Source organism: Rahnella sp. PCH160, assembly GCF_047784855.1.
Classification (GTDB): Bacteria; Pseudomonadota; Gammaproteobacteria; order Enterobacterales; family Enterobacteriaceae; genus Rahnella.
The window spans coordinates 1,129,735-1,142,870 of sequence record NZ_JBLOGT010000001.1; the positions used below are offsets into that span (position 1 = coordinate 1,129,735).

The 13,136-nt window shown below is 54.1% G+C and carries 12 protein-coding genes; 10 read left to right on the forward strand and 2 right to left on the reverse strand.

The genetic code is table 11. The features are described 5' to 3' along the window. Window positions 1–14 precede the first annotated feature (14 nt). From ytfR to yjfF, 3 genes are read left to right on the forward strand one after another with little or no spacing between them, the layout of a single operon-like run. A complete protein-coding gene (gene ytfR, locus ACM5QY_RS05185; RefSeq protein WP_416122820.1) occupies window positions 15–1,496 on the forward strand; it encodes a galactofuranose ABC transporter, ATP-binding protein YtfR in 1,482 nt (493 codons plus the stop codon). 10 nt (window positions 1,497–1,506) lie between these two features. Next, complete coding sequence (gene ytfT, locus ACM5QY_RS05190) at window positions 1,507–2,526, forward strand: galactofuranose ABC transporter, ATP-binding protein YtfT (RefSeq protein ID WP_416119525.1); 1,020 nt, start codon at window positions 1,507–1,509, stop codon at window positions 2,524–2,526. After that, on the forward strand, window positions 2,526–3,512 hold the full coding sequence (gene yjfF / locus ACM5QY_RS05195; protein WP_416119526.1) for a galactofuranose ABC transporter, permease protein YjfF: 987 nt from the start codon (window positions 2,526–2,528) through the stop codon (window positions 3,510–3,512). Before ytfT ends, yjfF begins: the two co-directional genes overlap by 1 nt. Before the next feature lie 12 nt (window positions 3,513–3,524). On the opposite strand, the gene hdfR is transcribed toward yjfF, so the two are convergent. Next, the gene (gene hdfR / locus ACM5QY_RS05200; protein ID WP_416119527.1) at window positions 3,525–4,349 is read right to left on the reverse strand and encodes an HTH-type transcriptional regulator HdfR; all 825 of its coding nucleotides are present in this window, start codon (window positions 4,347–4,349) and stop codon (window positions 3,525–3,527) included. Between the two features lie 118 nt (window positions 4,350–4,467). Between hdfR and ACM5QY_RS05205 the strand changes: the two genes are divergently transcribed. Continuing rightward, window positions 4,468–4,806, forward strand: coding sequence for a MaoP family protein (locus ACM5QY_RS05205; protein WP_416119528.1), 339 nt, complete (start codon window positions 4,468–4,470; stop codon window positions 4,804–4,806). A gap of 25 nt (window positions 4,807–4,831) precedes the next feature. Here the strand turns inward: ACM5QY_RS05205 and ACM5QY_RS05210 are convergent, their stop codons facing one another. Continuing rightward, window positions 4,832–6,367: a YifB family Mg chelatase-like AAA ATPase gene (locus tag ACM5QY_RS05210; protein ID WP_416119529.1), complete on the reverse strand. Its 1,536-nt coding sequence runs from the start codon at window positions 6,365–6,367 to the stop codon at window positions 4,832–4,834. Window positions 6,368–6,735: 368 nt separating this feature from the next. Here ACM5QY_RS05210 and ACM5QY_RS05215 point away from each other — a divergent pair, with 368 nt between their 5' ends. From ACM5QY_RS05215 to ilvD, 6 genes are all read left to right on the forward strand, one after another. After that, on the forward strand, window positions 6,736–7,974 hold the full coding sequence (locus ACM5QY_RS05215; protein ID WP_416119530.1) for an MFS transporter: 1,239 nt from the start codon (window positions 6,736–6,738) through the stop codon (window positions 7,972–7,974). A 132-nt stretch (window positions 7,975–8,106) separates the two neighbouring features. Then, window positions 8,107–8,208, forward strand: coding sequence for an ilv operon leader peptide (ilvL, locus tag ACM5QY_RS05220; RefSeq protein WP_015699153.1), 102 nt, complete (start codon window positions 8,107–8,109; stop codon window positions 8,206–8,208). A gap of 148 nt (window positions 8,209–8,356) precedes the next feature. After that, the gene (ilvG, locus tag ACM5QY_RS05225) at window positions 8,357–10,003 is read left to right on the forward strand and encodes an acetolactate synthase 2 catalytic subunit (RefSeq protein WP_416119531.1); all 1,647 of its coding nucleotides are present in this window, start codon (window positions 8,357–8,359) and stop codon (window positions 10,001–10,003) included. Further along, window positions 10,000–10,263, forward strand: a complete 264-nt coding sequence (ilvM, locus tag ACM5QY_RS05230) for an acetolactate synthase 2 small subunit (RefSeq protein ID WP_101079476.1) — start codon at window positions 10,000–10,002, stop codon at window positions 10,261–10,263. The genes ilvG and ilvM overlap by 4 nt, the downstream gene beginning before the upstream one ends. Window positions 10,264–10,279: 16 nt before the next feature. Next, a complete protein-coding gene (locus tag ACM5QY_RS05235) occupies window positions 10,280–11,209 on the forward strand; it encodes a branched-chain amino acid transaminase (protein ID WP_104924025.1) in 930 nt (309 codons plus the stop codon). A 73-nt stretch (window positions 11,210–11,282) separates the two neighbouring features. Then, window positions 11,283–13,133 carry a dihydroxy-acid dehydratase gene (gene ilvD, locus ACM5QY_RS05240; protein ID WP_416119532.1) on the forward strand — a complete coding sequence of 617 codons (1,851 nt, stop codon included), beginning with the start codon at window positions 11,283–11,285 and terminating at the stop codon, window positions 13,131–13,133. Window positions 13,134–13,136: the final 3 nt, after the last annotated feature.

Consider the following 13,136-nt stretch of genomic DNA (forward strand, 5'->3'; position numbering starts at 1 on the left):
CTGGTTCAGTATCGCTGCTTGAAGTGCGCGGCCTATCAGTTGAATTTCCCGGCGTAAAAGCGCTTGAAAATGTCGACTTTACCCTTGAACGTGGCGAGATCGTTGCGCTTTTGGGGGAGAACGGTGCGGGTAAATCAACTATGATCAAGGCTCTGACCGGCGTTTATAAACGCTCCACAGGTCAGGTCTTTCTTAATGGAAAATCCATCGAGCCGGTAAATACCGCAGACGCACAGTCGCTGGGGATCGGCACGGTATATCAGGAAGTAAATCTTCTGCCGAATATCTCCGTTGCCGCCAATTTGTTTATCGGTCGTGAACCGACCCGTTTCGGGCTGGTGAATCAGCGCAAAATGGAACAGCAGGCTGAAGCGCTTATTGAGGGCTACGGTTTGCACCTTGATGTAAGCCAGCCGCTTTCAACCTATTCCATTGCTATACAGCAAATCGTGGCGATTGCGCGTGCCGTAGACCTTTCTGCTCAGGTTCTTATTCTCGACGAACCGACAGCCAGCCTGGATGCCAAAGAGGTCAGTATGTTGCTGGATATCCTTGTGCAACTGCGCAACAAGGGTGTCGGCATGATTTTCGTGACTCACTTCCTCGATCAGGTTTACCGTATCAGCGACCGCATTACCGTTTTGCGTAATGGCAAAAGCGTAGGGTCGGAACGGACCGTAGATCTGCCGCGCATTGAGCTGGTCCCGATGATGCTGGGACACAGTTTCGACGAAAGCCTGCTTAAACGCACTGAGCACCGGAATGTCACGGGCGAGCCATTAGTTGATTTCAAAGATTATGGTCGTCGTGGCGTGGTCGAGCATTTCGACCTGAGAGTTCGTCGTGGCGAAATTGTCGGGCTGGCCGGGCTGCTGGGTTCTGGCCGTACCGAAACCGCTCAGTTGATTTTTGGCATTAAAGGCCATGACAGCGGTAAGGCTCAGGTCGATGGTCGTGCGGAAACAATCAACACGCCACGAAAAGCGGCGAAACTTGGGTTTGGTTATTGCCCGGAAGATCGCAAAACCGATGGGATTATTGGTGCGGCAACGGTTCGCGAAAATATCATTCTGGCGTTGCAGGCTCAGCGCGGCTGGTTGCGTCCTCTCCCCATGAAAGAACAGCATCAGATTGCCGAAAAGTTCATCAAACTCCTGGGCATTCGGACCCCCGGTACTGAGCAGGAAATTCAGTATCTTTCCGGCGGTAATCAGCAAAAAGTCCTGCTTTCCCGCTGGCTGGCGACCAATCCCCGTTTTCTTATTCTCGATGAACCCACTCGCGGGATTGATGTCGGCGCACATGCGGAAATTATCCGCCTGATTGAAAAACTTTGCGATGAAGGGTTGGCGCTGCTGGTGATTTCCTCGGAACTGGAAGAGCTGGCAGGTTATGCCGACCGCATCGTTGTGTTGCGCGACCGTCGCCATGTTGCTGAAATTGAGCAGGCCGAGATCTCCGTGCCAGCCATTATGAAAGCCATCGCGGCTCAATGAGGAGATACCGATGAGTAACAGGAGTCTGCCGATGACAGGAAGACCACGCAAAGTGAGATGGGTATTTCCTAAAGGCGCCACACAGATTGGCGCTTTTGTCGCAATATTACTGATCGACAGCCTGGTCGCGCCGGGCTTTTTCTCTATCCATATTCAGGATGGCCGCTTGTTTGGCAGTCTGGTAGATATCTTTAACCGCGGCGCGCCGGTGGCTTTGCTGGCTCTCGGGATGACGCTGGTCATTGCCACGGGCGGTATCGATCTCTCAGTCGGTGCGGTGATGGCGATTGCCGGTGCGACGGCCGCAACGATGACAGTTCAGGGGTATCCGCTGATGGTGGTGTTGCTGGCGTCGGTAGGCGTCGGCGCAGTGTGCGGTCTGTGGAATGGTTTTCTGGTCGCCGTTTTGCAGATTCAGCCCATTGTTGCCACGCTGATGCTCATGGTGGCCGGGCGCGGTATCGCACAACTGATTACGGAAGGGCAGATTGTTACTTTTGAGCACAACGGTCTTTCTCAGTTCGGCAGCGGCTCGCTATTTTATCTGCCGATGCCGGTGATTATTGCCGCAGTCATGCTGGTACTGGTTTGGGCGCTCACGCGTAAAACCGCGCTCGGGCTCTTTATTGAATCTGTCGGCATCAATATTCGTTCTGCCTATAACGCCGGTGTGAATGCCCGTCTGGTGCTCATTTCCACCTACGTTATTTGCGGAATATGCGCAGCTGTTGCGGGCGTCATCGTCACGGCGGACATCCGAGGTGCCGATGCCAACAATGCCGGATTATGGCTGGAACTCGACGCTATTCTGGCGGTTGTTATCGGCGGCGGTTCGCTGCTTGGCGGGCGTTTTAATCTCCTTCTTTCGATAATCGGAGCGCTGATTATCCAGGGGATGAACACCGGTATTTTGTTATCCGGCTTCAAACCTGAATTCAATCTGGTTCTGAAAGCGCTGGTTGTTCTGACTGTGCTGGTGGTGCAATCGCCGCGCGTCTCCTTCAGTAATCTGTTCCGGAGGAAGGGATAATGCTTAAAAGAAATCTGCCCTTACTGATTACCATTGTGGTTTTTCTTGCCGGATACGCTTACTGCTTCACGCAATTTCCCGGATTTGCATCGACGCGTGTGTTCTTCGATTTACTGACGGATAACGCGTTTCTCGGCATCGTGGCCGTCGGGATGACATTTGTCATTCTCTCGGGCGGGATTGATCTTTCTGTCGGCTCAGTTATCGCATTTACCGGTGTGTTGCTGGCAAAACTGATTGGGGATTACGGCGTCGCACCGGGTTATGCCTTTGTGATTGTCCTGCTGATGGGGGCGATGTTCGGGGCGCTGATGGGCTGGATCATTGACACACTGAAACTCCCGGCCTTTATCATCACGCTGGCGGGGATGTTCTTCGTGCGCGGCATGAGTTTTATTGTCTCCGAGGAATCCCTCCCGATTAATCATCCCGTTTATGATTTTCTCGCCAACTATGCATGGAAAATGCCGGGCGGTGGCCGTTTCACGTTGCTGGCACTGGTAATGCTGCTGGTGGTCTTTGGCGGCATCATTCTGGCTCACCGTACGCGTTTCGGTAACAACGTTTATGCCGTGGGCGGCAGCAATGTTTCTGCGGCGCTGATGGGCGTTCCCGTCAGACGCACAACGATTTATATCTACATGCTGTCGAGTACGCTGGCGGTGTTGTCGGGGATCATTTTCTCGCTTTACACCTCTGCTGGCTATGCGCTGGCGGCCAGCGGCGTTGAGCTTGATGCGATTGCGTCCGTGGTCATTGGCGGCACACTGCTGAGTGGTGGCGTGGGAACGGTGCTGGGAAGTCTGTTTGGGGTCTTAATTCAGGGGCTTATCCAGACTTACATCACGTTTGATGGCACGCTGAGTTCGTGGTGGACCAAAATCGTCATGGGCGTTTTGCTGTTTATTTTCATCGGGCTGCAAAAAGGCATGGGCACCTTCTGGACTGCCAGAAGGGTGCGTCATCCACGACCAGAGCCGTCCTGAGTCAGGACGGCGTCAGAGATGAGTGATCAGCGGCGTTTTGAGTAACTGACGAATCAAAACCTGCTGGTCACTGTTTTGCAGCCATACGGCGTAAAGCGGGCGGATCACTGGCGGAACATCTTCGTGCGCGGCGAGCTGCGGATACTCTTTTGCCCAGTGCGCCGGCAGAAAAGCGCAGCCACCGGTATTTTCCAGCAACTGACGCGTCAGTTGCGCAGACGTTGTAGTCAGCACCGGCTCCTGCTCGCTGTTTTGTAGTTTTTCCTGTTGCGGGAAATCTGCGCCCCATTCCAGTTTTACGTATGGCGTTTGTTCCCCTCTGACCGTTTTCTTCGATGAAAAAAGTCGTAACGAGAAATTACCCAGGAGCTGACTCGACAGCTCATCCATCTTGGGTGGCTCGGTTGTGATCAACAAATCCAGTTGTCTTTCATGCAATTGTTTGACCAGCGACTGGCGCAATGCGATGCGGGCTTCGAGCCTCAGCGTGTCACGTTGTGTGTAAAGCGACTGCATCCAGGGCGTGAGATACGCTTCCCAAAGCGATGCCGTCGCGCCAATGGACAATTCTGTGTGCTGTAACGAGCGTACAACCTCTTTTTTCGCCAATTGCCACGTAGACATCAGATTCTCTGCATAGGGCAGCAGACGTTCTCCTGCGGGCGTTAAGCGGATGTTATTGCGATGCCGTGTGAATAAATTAGCGCCAAGTTGAGTTTCCAGTTGCCGGATACGAAAGCTGACAGCCGATTGCGTCAGATAAAGGGATTCCGCCGCCCGACCAAAGTGGCGAGTTCTACTGACCTCCAAAAAGGTTTTCAGTAATTCCGTGTCCAAAACTATCTCCAATAATTTTTGTCGTTAAGATTTAAATGTTTTGTTTTACACAATGTCAAGCCTAACTAATACTCCGCGCCATAACAGCACGACCATGAGTGAATTAGGAGCGTGTCAGATGGCGGAAAGCTTCACCACGACAAATCGTTTTTTTGATAATAAACATTACCCTCGCGGGTTCTCCCGGCATGGCGATTTCACCATTAAAGAAGCGCAAATGCTAGAACGTTGCGGCTTTGCTTTTAATGAGCTGGATCTGGGAAAACGTGAGCCCGTTACCGATGAAGAAAAACTGTTCCTGGAGGTTTGCCGTGGTACGCGCGAACCTGTGACAGATGCAGAGAAAGTGTGGAACAAATATATAGTCCGCACCCGTCGTCCAAAGAAATTCCACACGCTGTCTGGCGGCAAACCGCAGGCAGACGCTGTAGAAGACTATACGGAAAGCGACGATTAATGAAACGGGGCGATGCCCCGTTTTTTTATGCCAGATTCTTATGTAAAGTTAACAATAGCCTATCCATGGTGCGATAGCTCAGCGCCTCTGCAATATGTTTTCGTTCAATCGTTTTGTCTCCCCCTAAATCGGCTAATGTTCGCGCAACTTTCAGGATGCGGTGCCACGCCCTGACCGATAACCCCAGTTTATGCAGGACCTCTTCCAGAAACTCCGCATCGGCTTTCGTTAAAACGCAGAATATTTCGACTTCGCTGCTGTTAAGGCGTGCATTGATTTTTCCCGCGCGCTTTATCTGAATCTCCCGCGCGACTAATACCCGTTCCCTGACTTGCGCACTGCTTTCCCTGACTGTCGGCGTATGGTTTTGCTGGCTCAAAATTCCGGGCGGCAACAGCGGGACTTCAATCGATAAATCGAACCGGTCAAGGAAAGGGCCGGAAAGCCTGCCCAGATAGCGTAAAACCTGCTGTGGCGGTGTGCGGTTGTGGATCCCCTGATAGTGTCCGGTCGGGCTGGGATTCATTGCAGCAATCAGCTGTGCTCTGGCCGGATAGCGAACTTTTGCCCGTGCCCGGGAAATCGTGATTTCGCCAGACTCCATCGGCTGGCGTAATGCGTCCAGAACCTGGCGCTGAAACTCCGGAAGCTCGTCGAGAAACAGAACGCCATTGTGAGCCAGTGAAATTTCGCCCGGCTTGGGCAGCGAACCCCCGCCGACCAGCGCACTGATCGACGTACTGTGATGCGGTGCCCTGAAAGGCCGTACGCGTGAAAACTCACCGTCATCTTCCGGGTTATACACCAGACTGGCGATGGCGGCGGTTTCGAGTTTTTCTTCGTTGCTGAGCGGGGGAAGTAATCCGGGTAAACGGCTAGCCAGCATGGTTTTCCCGGTTCCCGGCGGCCCGATAAGCAATAAATTATGGCCTCCGGCGGCCGCGACCTCCAGTGCGCGCTTAGACTGCTCCTGACCAATGATATCGGCGATGTCTGGCTGGCAGGCGGGTTCCGGCGCAACGGGCGGATATTCAATCGCCGGCAGGCTGTCCTCGCCCTGCAAAAAAGCGCAAACCTGTAGCAGATGCCCGGCAATATTGGCGACGCCGGGATCGAGCAGTGTCATTTCGGACTGATTGGCTTGCGGCAAAATTAATATCCGGCCTTCTTTCTGTGCTTCGAGCGCCGCAGGAATTGCGCCGTTAACGCTGCGCAAAGCGCCCGACAGCCCCAGTTCTCCCAGAAACTCATACTTCTCCAGTCTGTCGCCTTTAAGCTGCTCAGAGGCCACCAGAATCGCCAGCGCGATAGATAAGTCATACCGGCCACCTTCTTTGGGCAAGTCGGCAGGGGCGAGATTCACCGTGATGCGTTTGGGCGGGAAATTGAAACCGCAGTTGATGATGGCGCTGCGAACTCTGTCCCGCGCCTCTTTGACGGTGGTCTCGGGCAAACCAACCAGCGTCAGGGCCGGTAAGCCGTTACTGATATGCACTTCAACGGAGACACCGGGAGCCTGAACACCCAGCGATGCGCGGGTATACACCACGGCTAATGACATGTTTCTTCCTTGGCTGTGAATTTTCCTGAAAAAGCAGCATGCCGCAGTCTGTAAAACATGTGGGAATAAGATCTGCAGAATGCGCAGCGTCACGTAAAAAGACTGGCCGGTTCAGCAGGTTGTCACGGGGTTGTGCGGCGTGCTTCGCAGTAGCGGTAATACTCATTAACAAAGTGAGGTCTTCGGAAACAAATTAGCGGGCTAATTAAGTTGCTGTTTATACAGGCAGCGGTGTTTAATCTTGATGTATTTAACAATAAAGAAACAAACATCAATCATTGATTAACATCTCTCTGCCTCGCTGAGGATTTTCCGGAACAGTTCAGTGAGTGCACTGCCTACAGCTATTCCGGAATAGGGATAAACCCATGTTTGGTTGGACCTCCCGGCAGCGTAATGTTGCCATCGCCAGCTTTTTAAGCTGGACGCTCGATGCTTTCGATTTCTTCATTTTAGTCTTTCTGCTCAGTGATATAGCGACAGCCTTTCATGTCGATATCAAAGAAGTCACACTGGCGATTTTGCTGACACTGGCGGTGCGGCCCATCGGCGCGCTGGTGTTCGGGCGGGCCGCGGAAAAATACGGGCGTAAACCGGTGCTGATGGTGAATATTGCCTGCTTTTCCGTTTTTGAACTCTGCACGGCAGCTGCGCCTTCACTGACCGTTTTCCTGATCCTGCGCGTAATTTACGGCGTGGCGATGGGCGGCGTCTGGGGCGTGGCCTCTTCACTGGCGATGGAAACCATTCCTGACCGTTCACGCGGCATGATGTCCGGTATTTTTCAGGCCGGCTACCCGTTCGGGTATCTGCTGGCGGCGGTAGTTTACGGGCTGTTTTCGGAGATGGTCGGCTGGCGCGGAATGTTTGTCATCGGCGCTGTGCCCATTTTCCTGCTGCCTTTTATCTGGTTCAAAGTGCAGGAATCGCCGGTCTGGCTTGCCGCCCGCGAACGCAAGGAAAGCACCGCGCTGCTGCCGGTACTCAAATCACACTGGAAACTCTGTGTTTATCTGGTCGTGCTGATGGCGGCCTTCAATTTCTTCAGCCACGGAACGCAGGATCTTTACCCGTCATTCCTGAAAGTTCAGCACGGTTTTGATGCGCATACGGTCAGCCTGATCGCCATCGGTTACACTATTGCGTCGATCATCGGCGGTATCTTCTTTGGGACGCTTTCGGAGAAAATTGGCCGCAAAAAAGCCATTATTATCGCGGCCTTACTGTCTTTGCCTGTGATCCCTCTGTGGGCATTTTCCAGCGGAACCTGGACCATCGGCCTGGGCGCGTTCCTGATGCAGTTTATGGTGCAGGGCGCGTGGGGCGTTGTGCCGTCTTATCTCACTGAGCTGGTGCCCGCGAACACCCGCGCCGTCTTGCCCGGATTTGTTTATCAGCTCGGGAATCTGCTGGCGTCGGTTAATGCGACCCTACAGGCAAGCATCGCCGAAAGTCACGGACATAACTACGGGCTGGCGATGGCGATTGTCGCCGGGACGGTGGCGATCGTGATTTCTGTACTGGTTGCATTCGGGCGGGATACGCGTGGAAAAGCGATCACGGGAGCAATAAATAATCAGAGAACAGATCGGCCTGCTAAGGTTTGATTTTTCAGATTATTTTTGTCGGATTGTGCAGCACGTCGCAAATAATAACGCAAGAAAAGTGTTGTCATTAAATGCATTACTGTGATAACTCTGTAGGCAATCGTTCGCAATATGAATTATAGAAACTAAAAAATGAAAGCCCTTCTCCTCGTAGTTAGCCTAGTCGTGATTAGCGTGGTGGTGATTATTATCCCACCGTGCGGGGCTGCACTTGGACGAAGAAAGGCTTATTAAACAAGCCTGAACCTGAAAAGAAACCCCGCACCGAAAGGTCCGGGGTTTTTTTTTGGGTTCAGGTATTTCAGAGAACAGTGAAGCGGGGTCGGAAAATGAGCAACAGCATAATATTCTGCACTTGTCGCAAAAAGGCAGGAGAATAAAGATGAACGGAGCACAGTGGGTAGTACAAGCGTTGCGTGCGCAGGGTGTAAATACAGTATTTGGTTATCCTGGCGGGGCAATCATGCCGGTATACGATGCATTGTATGACGGCGGCGTGGAACACCTGTTGTGCCGGCACGAGCAAGGTGCCGCAATGGCCGCCATCGGCTATGCCCGTTCTACCGGAAAAGTCGGCGTTTGCATCGCCACTTCCGGCCCCGGCGCGACCAACCTGATCACCGGTCTGGCTGATGCGCTGCTCGATTCCGTTCCGCTGGTCGCTATCACCGGGCAAGTCAGTTCCGCGTTTATCGGCACCGACGCCTTCCAGGAAATCGACGTTTTAGGTTTGTCCCTGGCCTGCACCAAACACAGCTTCCTGGTGGAATCTCTGGAAGCGCTGCCGGAAATCATGGCCGAAGCGTTCGCCATCGCCAGCTCAGGCCGTCCGGGTCCGGTTCTGATCGACATCCCGAAAGATATCCAGTTAGCAGTTGGCGAATTACCGCCGCATCTGGTCGCGGTCGAAGAAACCTTCCCGCACCCGGCTGCTGAACTGAAACAAGCCAGCGCGATGATTGCTGCGGCGCAAAAACCAATGCTGTACGTGGGCGGCGGTGTGGGCATCGCGCAGGCGGTTCCCGCTTTGCGTGAATTTATCTCGGCGACCGGTATTCCTGCGGTTGCCACGCTGAAAGGCTTAGGCGCGCCGGATGCCAGCGACCCGTGCTATCTGGGTATGCTGGGGATGCATGGCACTAAAGCGGCGAATCTGGCCGTTCAGTCCTGTGATTTACTGATTGCCGTCGGTGCGCGTTTTGATGACCGCGTGACCGGTAAACTGAATACCTTCGCGCCGTACGCCGCCGTGATCCACATGGATATCGACCCGGCGGAGCTGAACAAACTGCGCCAGGCGCACGTTGCGTTGCAGGGGGATCTGAATGCGTTGTTACCGGCGCTGCAACAGCCGCTGAACATCAATGCCTGGCGCGATGAAGTGATGACCCTGAAAGCGCAGGGCGAATGGCGTTACGACCATCCGGGCGAAGCCATTTACGCACCACTGCTGCTGAAACAAGTTTCCGACCGCAAATCCGCCAATACCGTTGTTACCACCGACGTCGGCCAGCATCAGATGTGGACCGCGCAGCATATGCAGTTCACCCGCCCGGAAAACTTCATCACGTCCAGCGGTCTGGGCACGATGGGCTTTGGCGTTCCTGCTGCCGTTGGCGCACAGGTTGCGCGTCCGGATGACATGGTGATCTGCGTTTCCGGCGACGGTTCATTCATGATGAACGTTCAGGAGCTGGGCACCATCAAACGAAAACAGTTGCCCGTTAAAATCCTGCTGCTGGATAACCAGCGGTTAGGGATGGTCCGACAGTGGCAGGAATTGTTCTTCGACGGACGCTTTAGTGAAACCAACCTCTCTGATAACCCCGATTTTGTGACGCTGGCCAGCGCATTCAATATCCCCGGCCAGCGTATCAGCCGTAAAGATCAAGTCGATGCCGCACTGGATGCCTTTTTCAACAGCAAAGGCCCGTATTTGCTTCATGTCTCCATCGACGAAAATGAAAATGTCTGGCCCCTGGTTCCACCGGGCGCAGGCAACGAAACCATGTTGGAGAAAATGTCATGATGCAGCATAACGTCTCAATCCAGGCCCGTTTCCGCCCAGAAATGTTAGAACGCGTATTACGCGTTGTCCGCCACCGTGGTTTTCAGGTGTGCGCAATGAACATGACCCCGATGGTCAATGCAGAAAATATAAATATCGAATTGACCGTTGCCAGCCAGCGGCCGGTAGATTTACTGTCTTCACAGTTAAGCAAACTTATGGATGTCGCCTGTGTCGAGATCCAGCAACATACATCACAACAAATACGCGCGAATGCGTGAGTAAAGGAACGAGAGAATGACGAAGAAAGCTGATTACATTTGGTTCAATGGCGAGATGGTTCCGTGGGCAGAAGCGAAAGTACACGTCATGTCACACGCATTGCATTACGGCACCTCCGTCTTCGAAGGCGTGCGTTGCTACGACTCCCATAAAGGGCCGGTCGTATTCCGTCACCGTGAACACATGCAGCGTCTGCGCGATTCCGCAAAAATCTACCGTATGCCAGTTTCCCAAAGCGTTGATGAACTGATGGAAGCCTGCCGCGAAACCCTGCGCAAAAACAATCTGGTCAGCGCGTATATTCGTCCGCTGGTCTTCGTGGGCGATGTCGGTATGGGCGTAAACCCGCCGGATGGCTACAAAACTGACGTGATCATTGCCGCTTTCCCCTGGGGTGCGTATCTGGGCGAAGAAGCGCTCGAACAGGGGATCGACGCAATGGTTTCTTCATGGAACCGCGTTGCCGCCAACACCATTCCTACGGCGGCGAAAGCCGGGGGTAACTACCTGTCCTCTCTGCTGGTAGGCAGCGAAGCACGCCGCCACGGCTATCAGGAAGGTATCGCGCTGGACATTCACGGCTACGTGTCTGAAGGCGCAGGCGAAAACCTGTTCGAAGTAAAAGAGGGCATTCTGTTTACGCCTCCGTTCACCTCTTCTGCGCTGCCGGGCATCACCCGTGATGCGATTATTAAACTGGCGAAAGACATGGGTCTGGAAGTGCGCGAGCAAGTTCTGTCCCGCGAATCTTTGTATCTGGCTGACGAAGTCTTTATGTCCGGTACGGCCGCAGAAATCACGCCGGTTCGCAGTGTTGACGGCATTCAGGTCGGCATCGGTAAACGTGGTCCGGTCACCAAACAAATTCAGGATGCGTTCTTCGGTCTGTTCACCGGTAAAACCGAAGACAAATGGGGTTGGCTGGATCCAATCAACCCGCAATAGTTTCAAGAACAAGAATTATGCTGGCGGCGCAATCGCCGCCCGCTAAACAGAAATGATTTGGAGTGAATAGAGCATGCCTAAGTACCGTTCCCATACCACGACACATGGCCGCAACATGGCTGGCGCCCGCGCTTTATGGCGTGCCACCGGCATGACCGACGATGATTTCGGTAAGCCCATTATTGCCGTTGTTAACTCCTTTACCCAGTTCGTTCCGGGCCACGTCCATCTGCGTGATCTGGGCAAACTGGTTGCCGAGCAAATCGAAGCCTCCGGCGGCGTGGCCAAAGAGTTCAACACCATTGCCGTGGATGACGGGATCGCCATGGGTCATGGCGGCATGCTGTATTCACTGCCTTCACGCGAGCTGATTGCAGACTCCGTGGAATACATGGTGAACGCGCACTGCGCCGATGCCATGGTGTGTATTTCCAACTGCGACAAAATCACCCCGGGGATGTTAATGGCGTCTTTGCGCCTGAACATTCCGGTGATCTTCGTTTCCGGCGGCCCGATGGAAGCCGGTAAAACCAAGCTGTCCGACAAAATCATCAAACTCGATCTGGTCGATGCGATGATTCAGGGCGCAAACCCGAACGTCAGCGACGCCGACAGCGAACAAATCGAACGTTCTGCCTGCCCGACGTGCGGTTCCTGTTCCGGGATGTTCACGGCTAACTCCATGAACTGTCTGACCGAAGCGCTGGGCCTGTCTCAGCCGGGTAACGGTTCATTGCTGGCGACTCACGCTGACCGCCGCGATTTGTTCCTCAATGCCGGTCGCCGTATCGTTGAACTGACCAAACGCTATTATGAGCAGGACGACGAAAGCGCGTTGCCACGTAACATCGCCAGCAAAGCCGCATTCGAAAACGCCATGATCCTGGATATCGCGATGGGTGGCTCGACCAACACCGTTCTGCACTTACTGGCTGCGGCGCAGGAAGGCGGAATCGAATTCGATATGACAGATATCGACCGTCTGTCCCGTATCGTACCGCACCTGTGTAAAGTGGCGCCGAGCACCCCGAAATATCATATGGAAGACGTTCACCGCGCCGGTGGCGTGCTTGCCATCCTCGGTGAACTGGACCGCGCTAACCTGCTTAACCGCGATGTCAAAAACATTCTGGGTCTGAGCCTGACTGAGACGCTGGAACAGTACGACATCATGCTGACCAAAGATGAAGCCGTGAAAAAAATGTTCCGTGCGGGCCCGGCAGGTATCCGTACCACGCAGGCTTTCTCACAGGATTGCCGCTGGGACACGCTGGACGATGACCGCGCCGAAGGCTGTATCCGCTCGCTGGAAAATGCGTTCAGTCTGGAAGGCGGTCTGGCCGTGCTTTACGGCAACATCGCCGAAGCGGGCAGTATTGTTAAAACCGCAGGCGTGGATAAATCCAACCTGGTGTTCCGTGGTCCGGCCAAAGTCTACGAAAGCCAGGATGATGCAGTCGCTGCGATCCTCGGCGGCAAAGTGGTTTCCGGTGACGTGGTGGTGATCCGCTACGAAGGGCCGAAAGGCGGGCCGGGCATGCAGGAAATGCTGTATCCGACCACCTACCTGAAATCCATGGGTCTGGGCAAAGAATGTGCGCTGATCACTGACGGTCGTTTCTCCGGCGGGACTTCAGGCTTGTCTATCGGCCACGTTTCTCCGGAAGCGGGCAGTGGCGGCCTGATTGCGCTGGTGGAAGATGGCGACATGATCGACATCGATATCCCTAACCGCAGCATGGTGCTCGACGTTCCTGCGGCTGAACTGGCTGCCCGTCATGAAGCCGAACTGGCGCGTGGCGACAAAGCCTGGACGCCGAAAAATCGTGAACGTGTGGTGTCTTATGCGCTGCGTGCTTACGCGATGCTGGCAACCAGTGCTGACAAAGGTGCTGTTCGCGACAAGTCTAAGCTGGGAGGCTAAAGG

Excerpts from the sequence above, each read along its gene's own strand:
- ytfT (WP_416119525.1), top strand. The coding sequence starts at position 1,507 with ATGAGTAACAGGAGTCTGCCGATGACAGGAAGACCACGCAAAGTGAGA.
- yjfF (WP_416119526.1), top strand. The coding sequence starts at position 2,526 with ATGCTTAAAAGAAATCTGCCCTTACTGATTACCATTGTGGTTTTTCTT.
- ACM5QY_RS05205 (WP_416119528.1), top strand. The coding sequence starts at position 4,468 with ATGGCGGAAAGCTTCACCACGACAAATCGTTTTTTTGATAATAAACAT.
- ACM5QY_RS05210 (WP_416119529.1), bottom strand. The coding sequence starts at position 6,367 with ATGTCATTAGCCGTGGTGTATACCCGCGCATCGCTGGGTGTTCAGGCT.
- ACM5QY_RS05215 (WP_416119530.1), top strand. The coding sequence starts at position 6,736 with ATGTTTGGTTGGACCTCCCGGCAGCGTAATGTTGCCATCGCCAGCTTT.
- ilvL (WP_015699153.1), top strand. The coding sequence starts at position 8,107 with ATGAAAGCCCTTCTCCTCGTAGTTAGCCTAGTCGTGATTAGCGTGGTG.
- ilvG (WP_416119531.1), top strand. The coding sequence starts at position 8,357 with ATGAACGGAGCACAGTGGGTAGTACAAGCGTTGCGTGCGCAGGGTGTA.
- ilvM (WP_101079476.1), top strand. The coding sequence starts at position 10,000 with ATGATGCAGCATAACGTCTCAATCCAGGCCCGTTTCCGCCCAGAAATG.
- ACM5QY_RS05235 (WP_104924025.1), top strand. The coding sequence starts at position 10,280 with ATGACGAAGAAAGCTGATTACATTTGGTTCAATGGCGAGATGGTTCCG.
- ilvD (WP_416119532.1), top strand. The coding sequence starts at position 11,283 with ATGCCTAAGTACCGTTCCCATACCACGACACATGGCCGCAACATGGCT.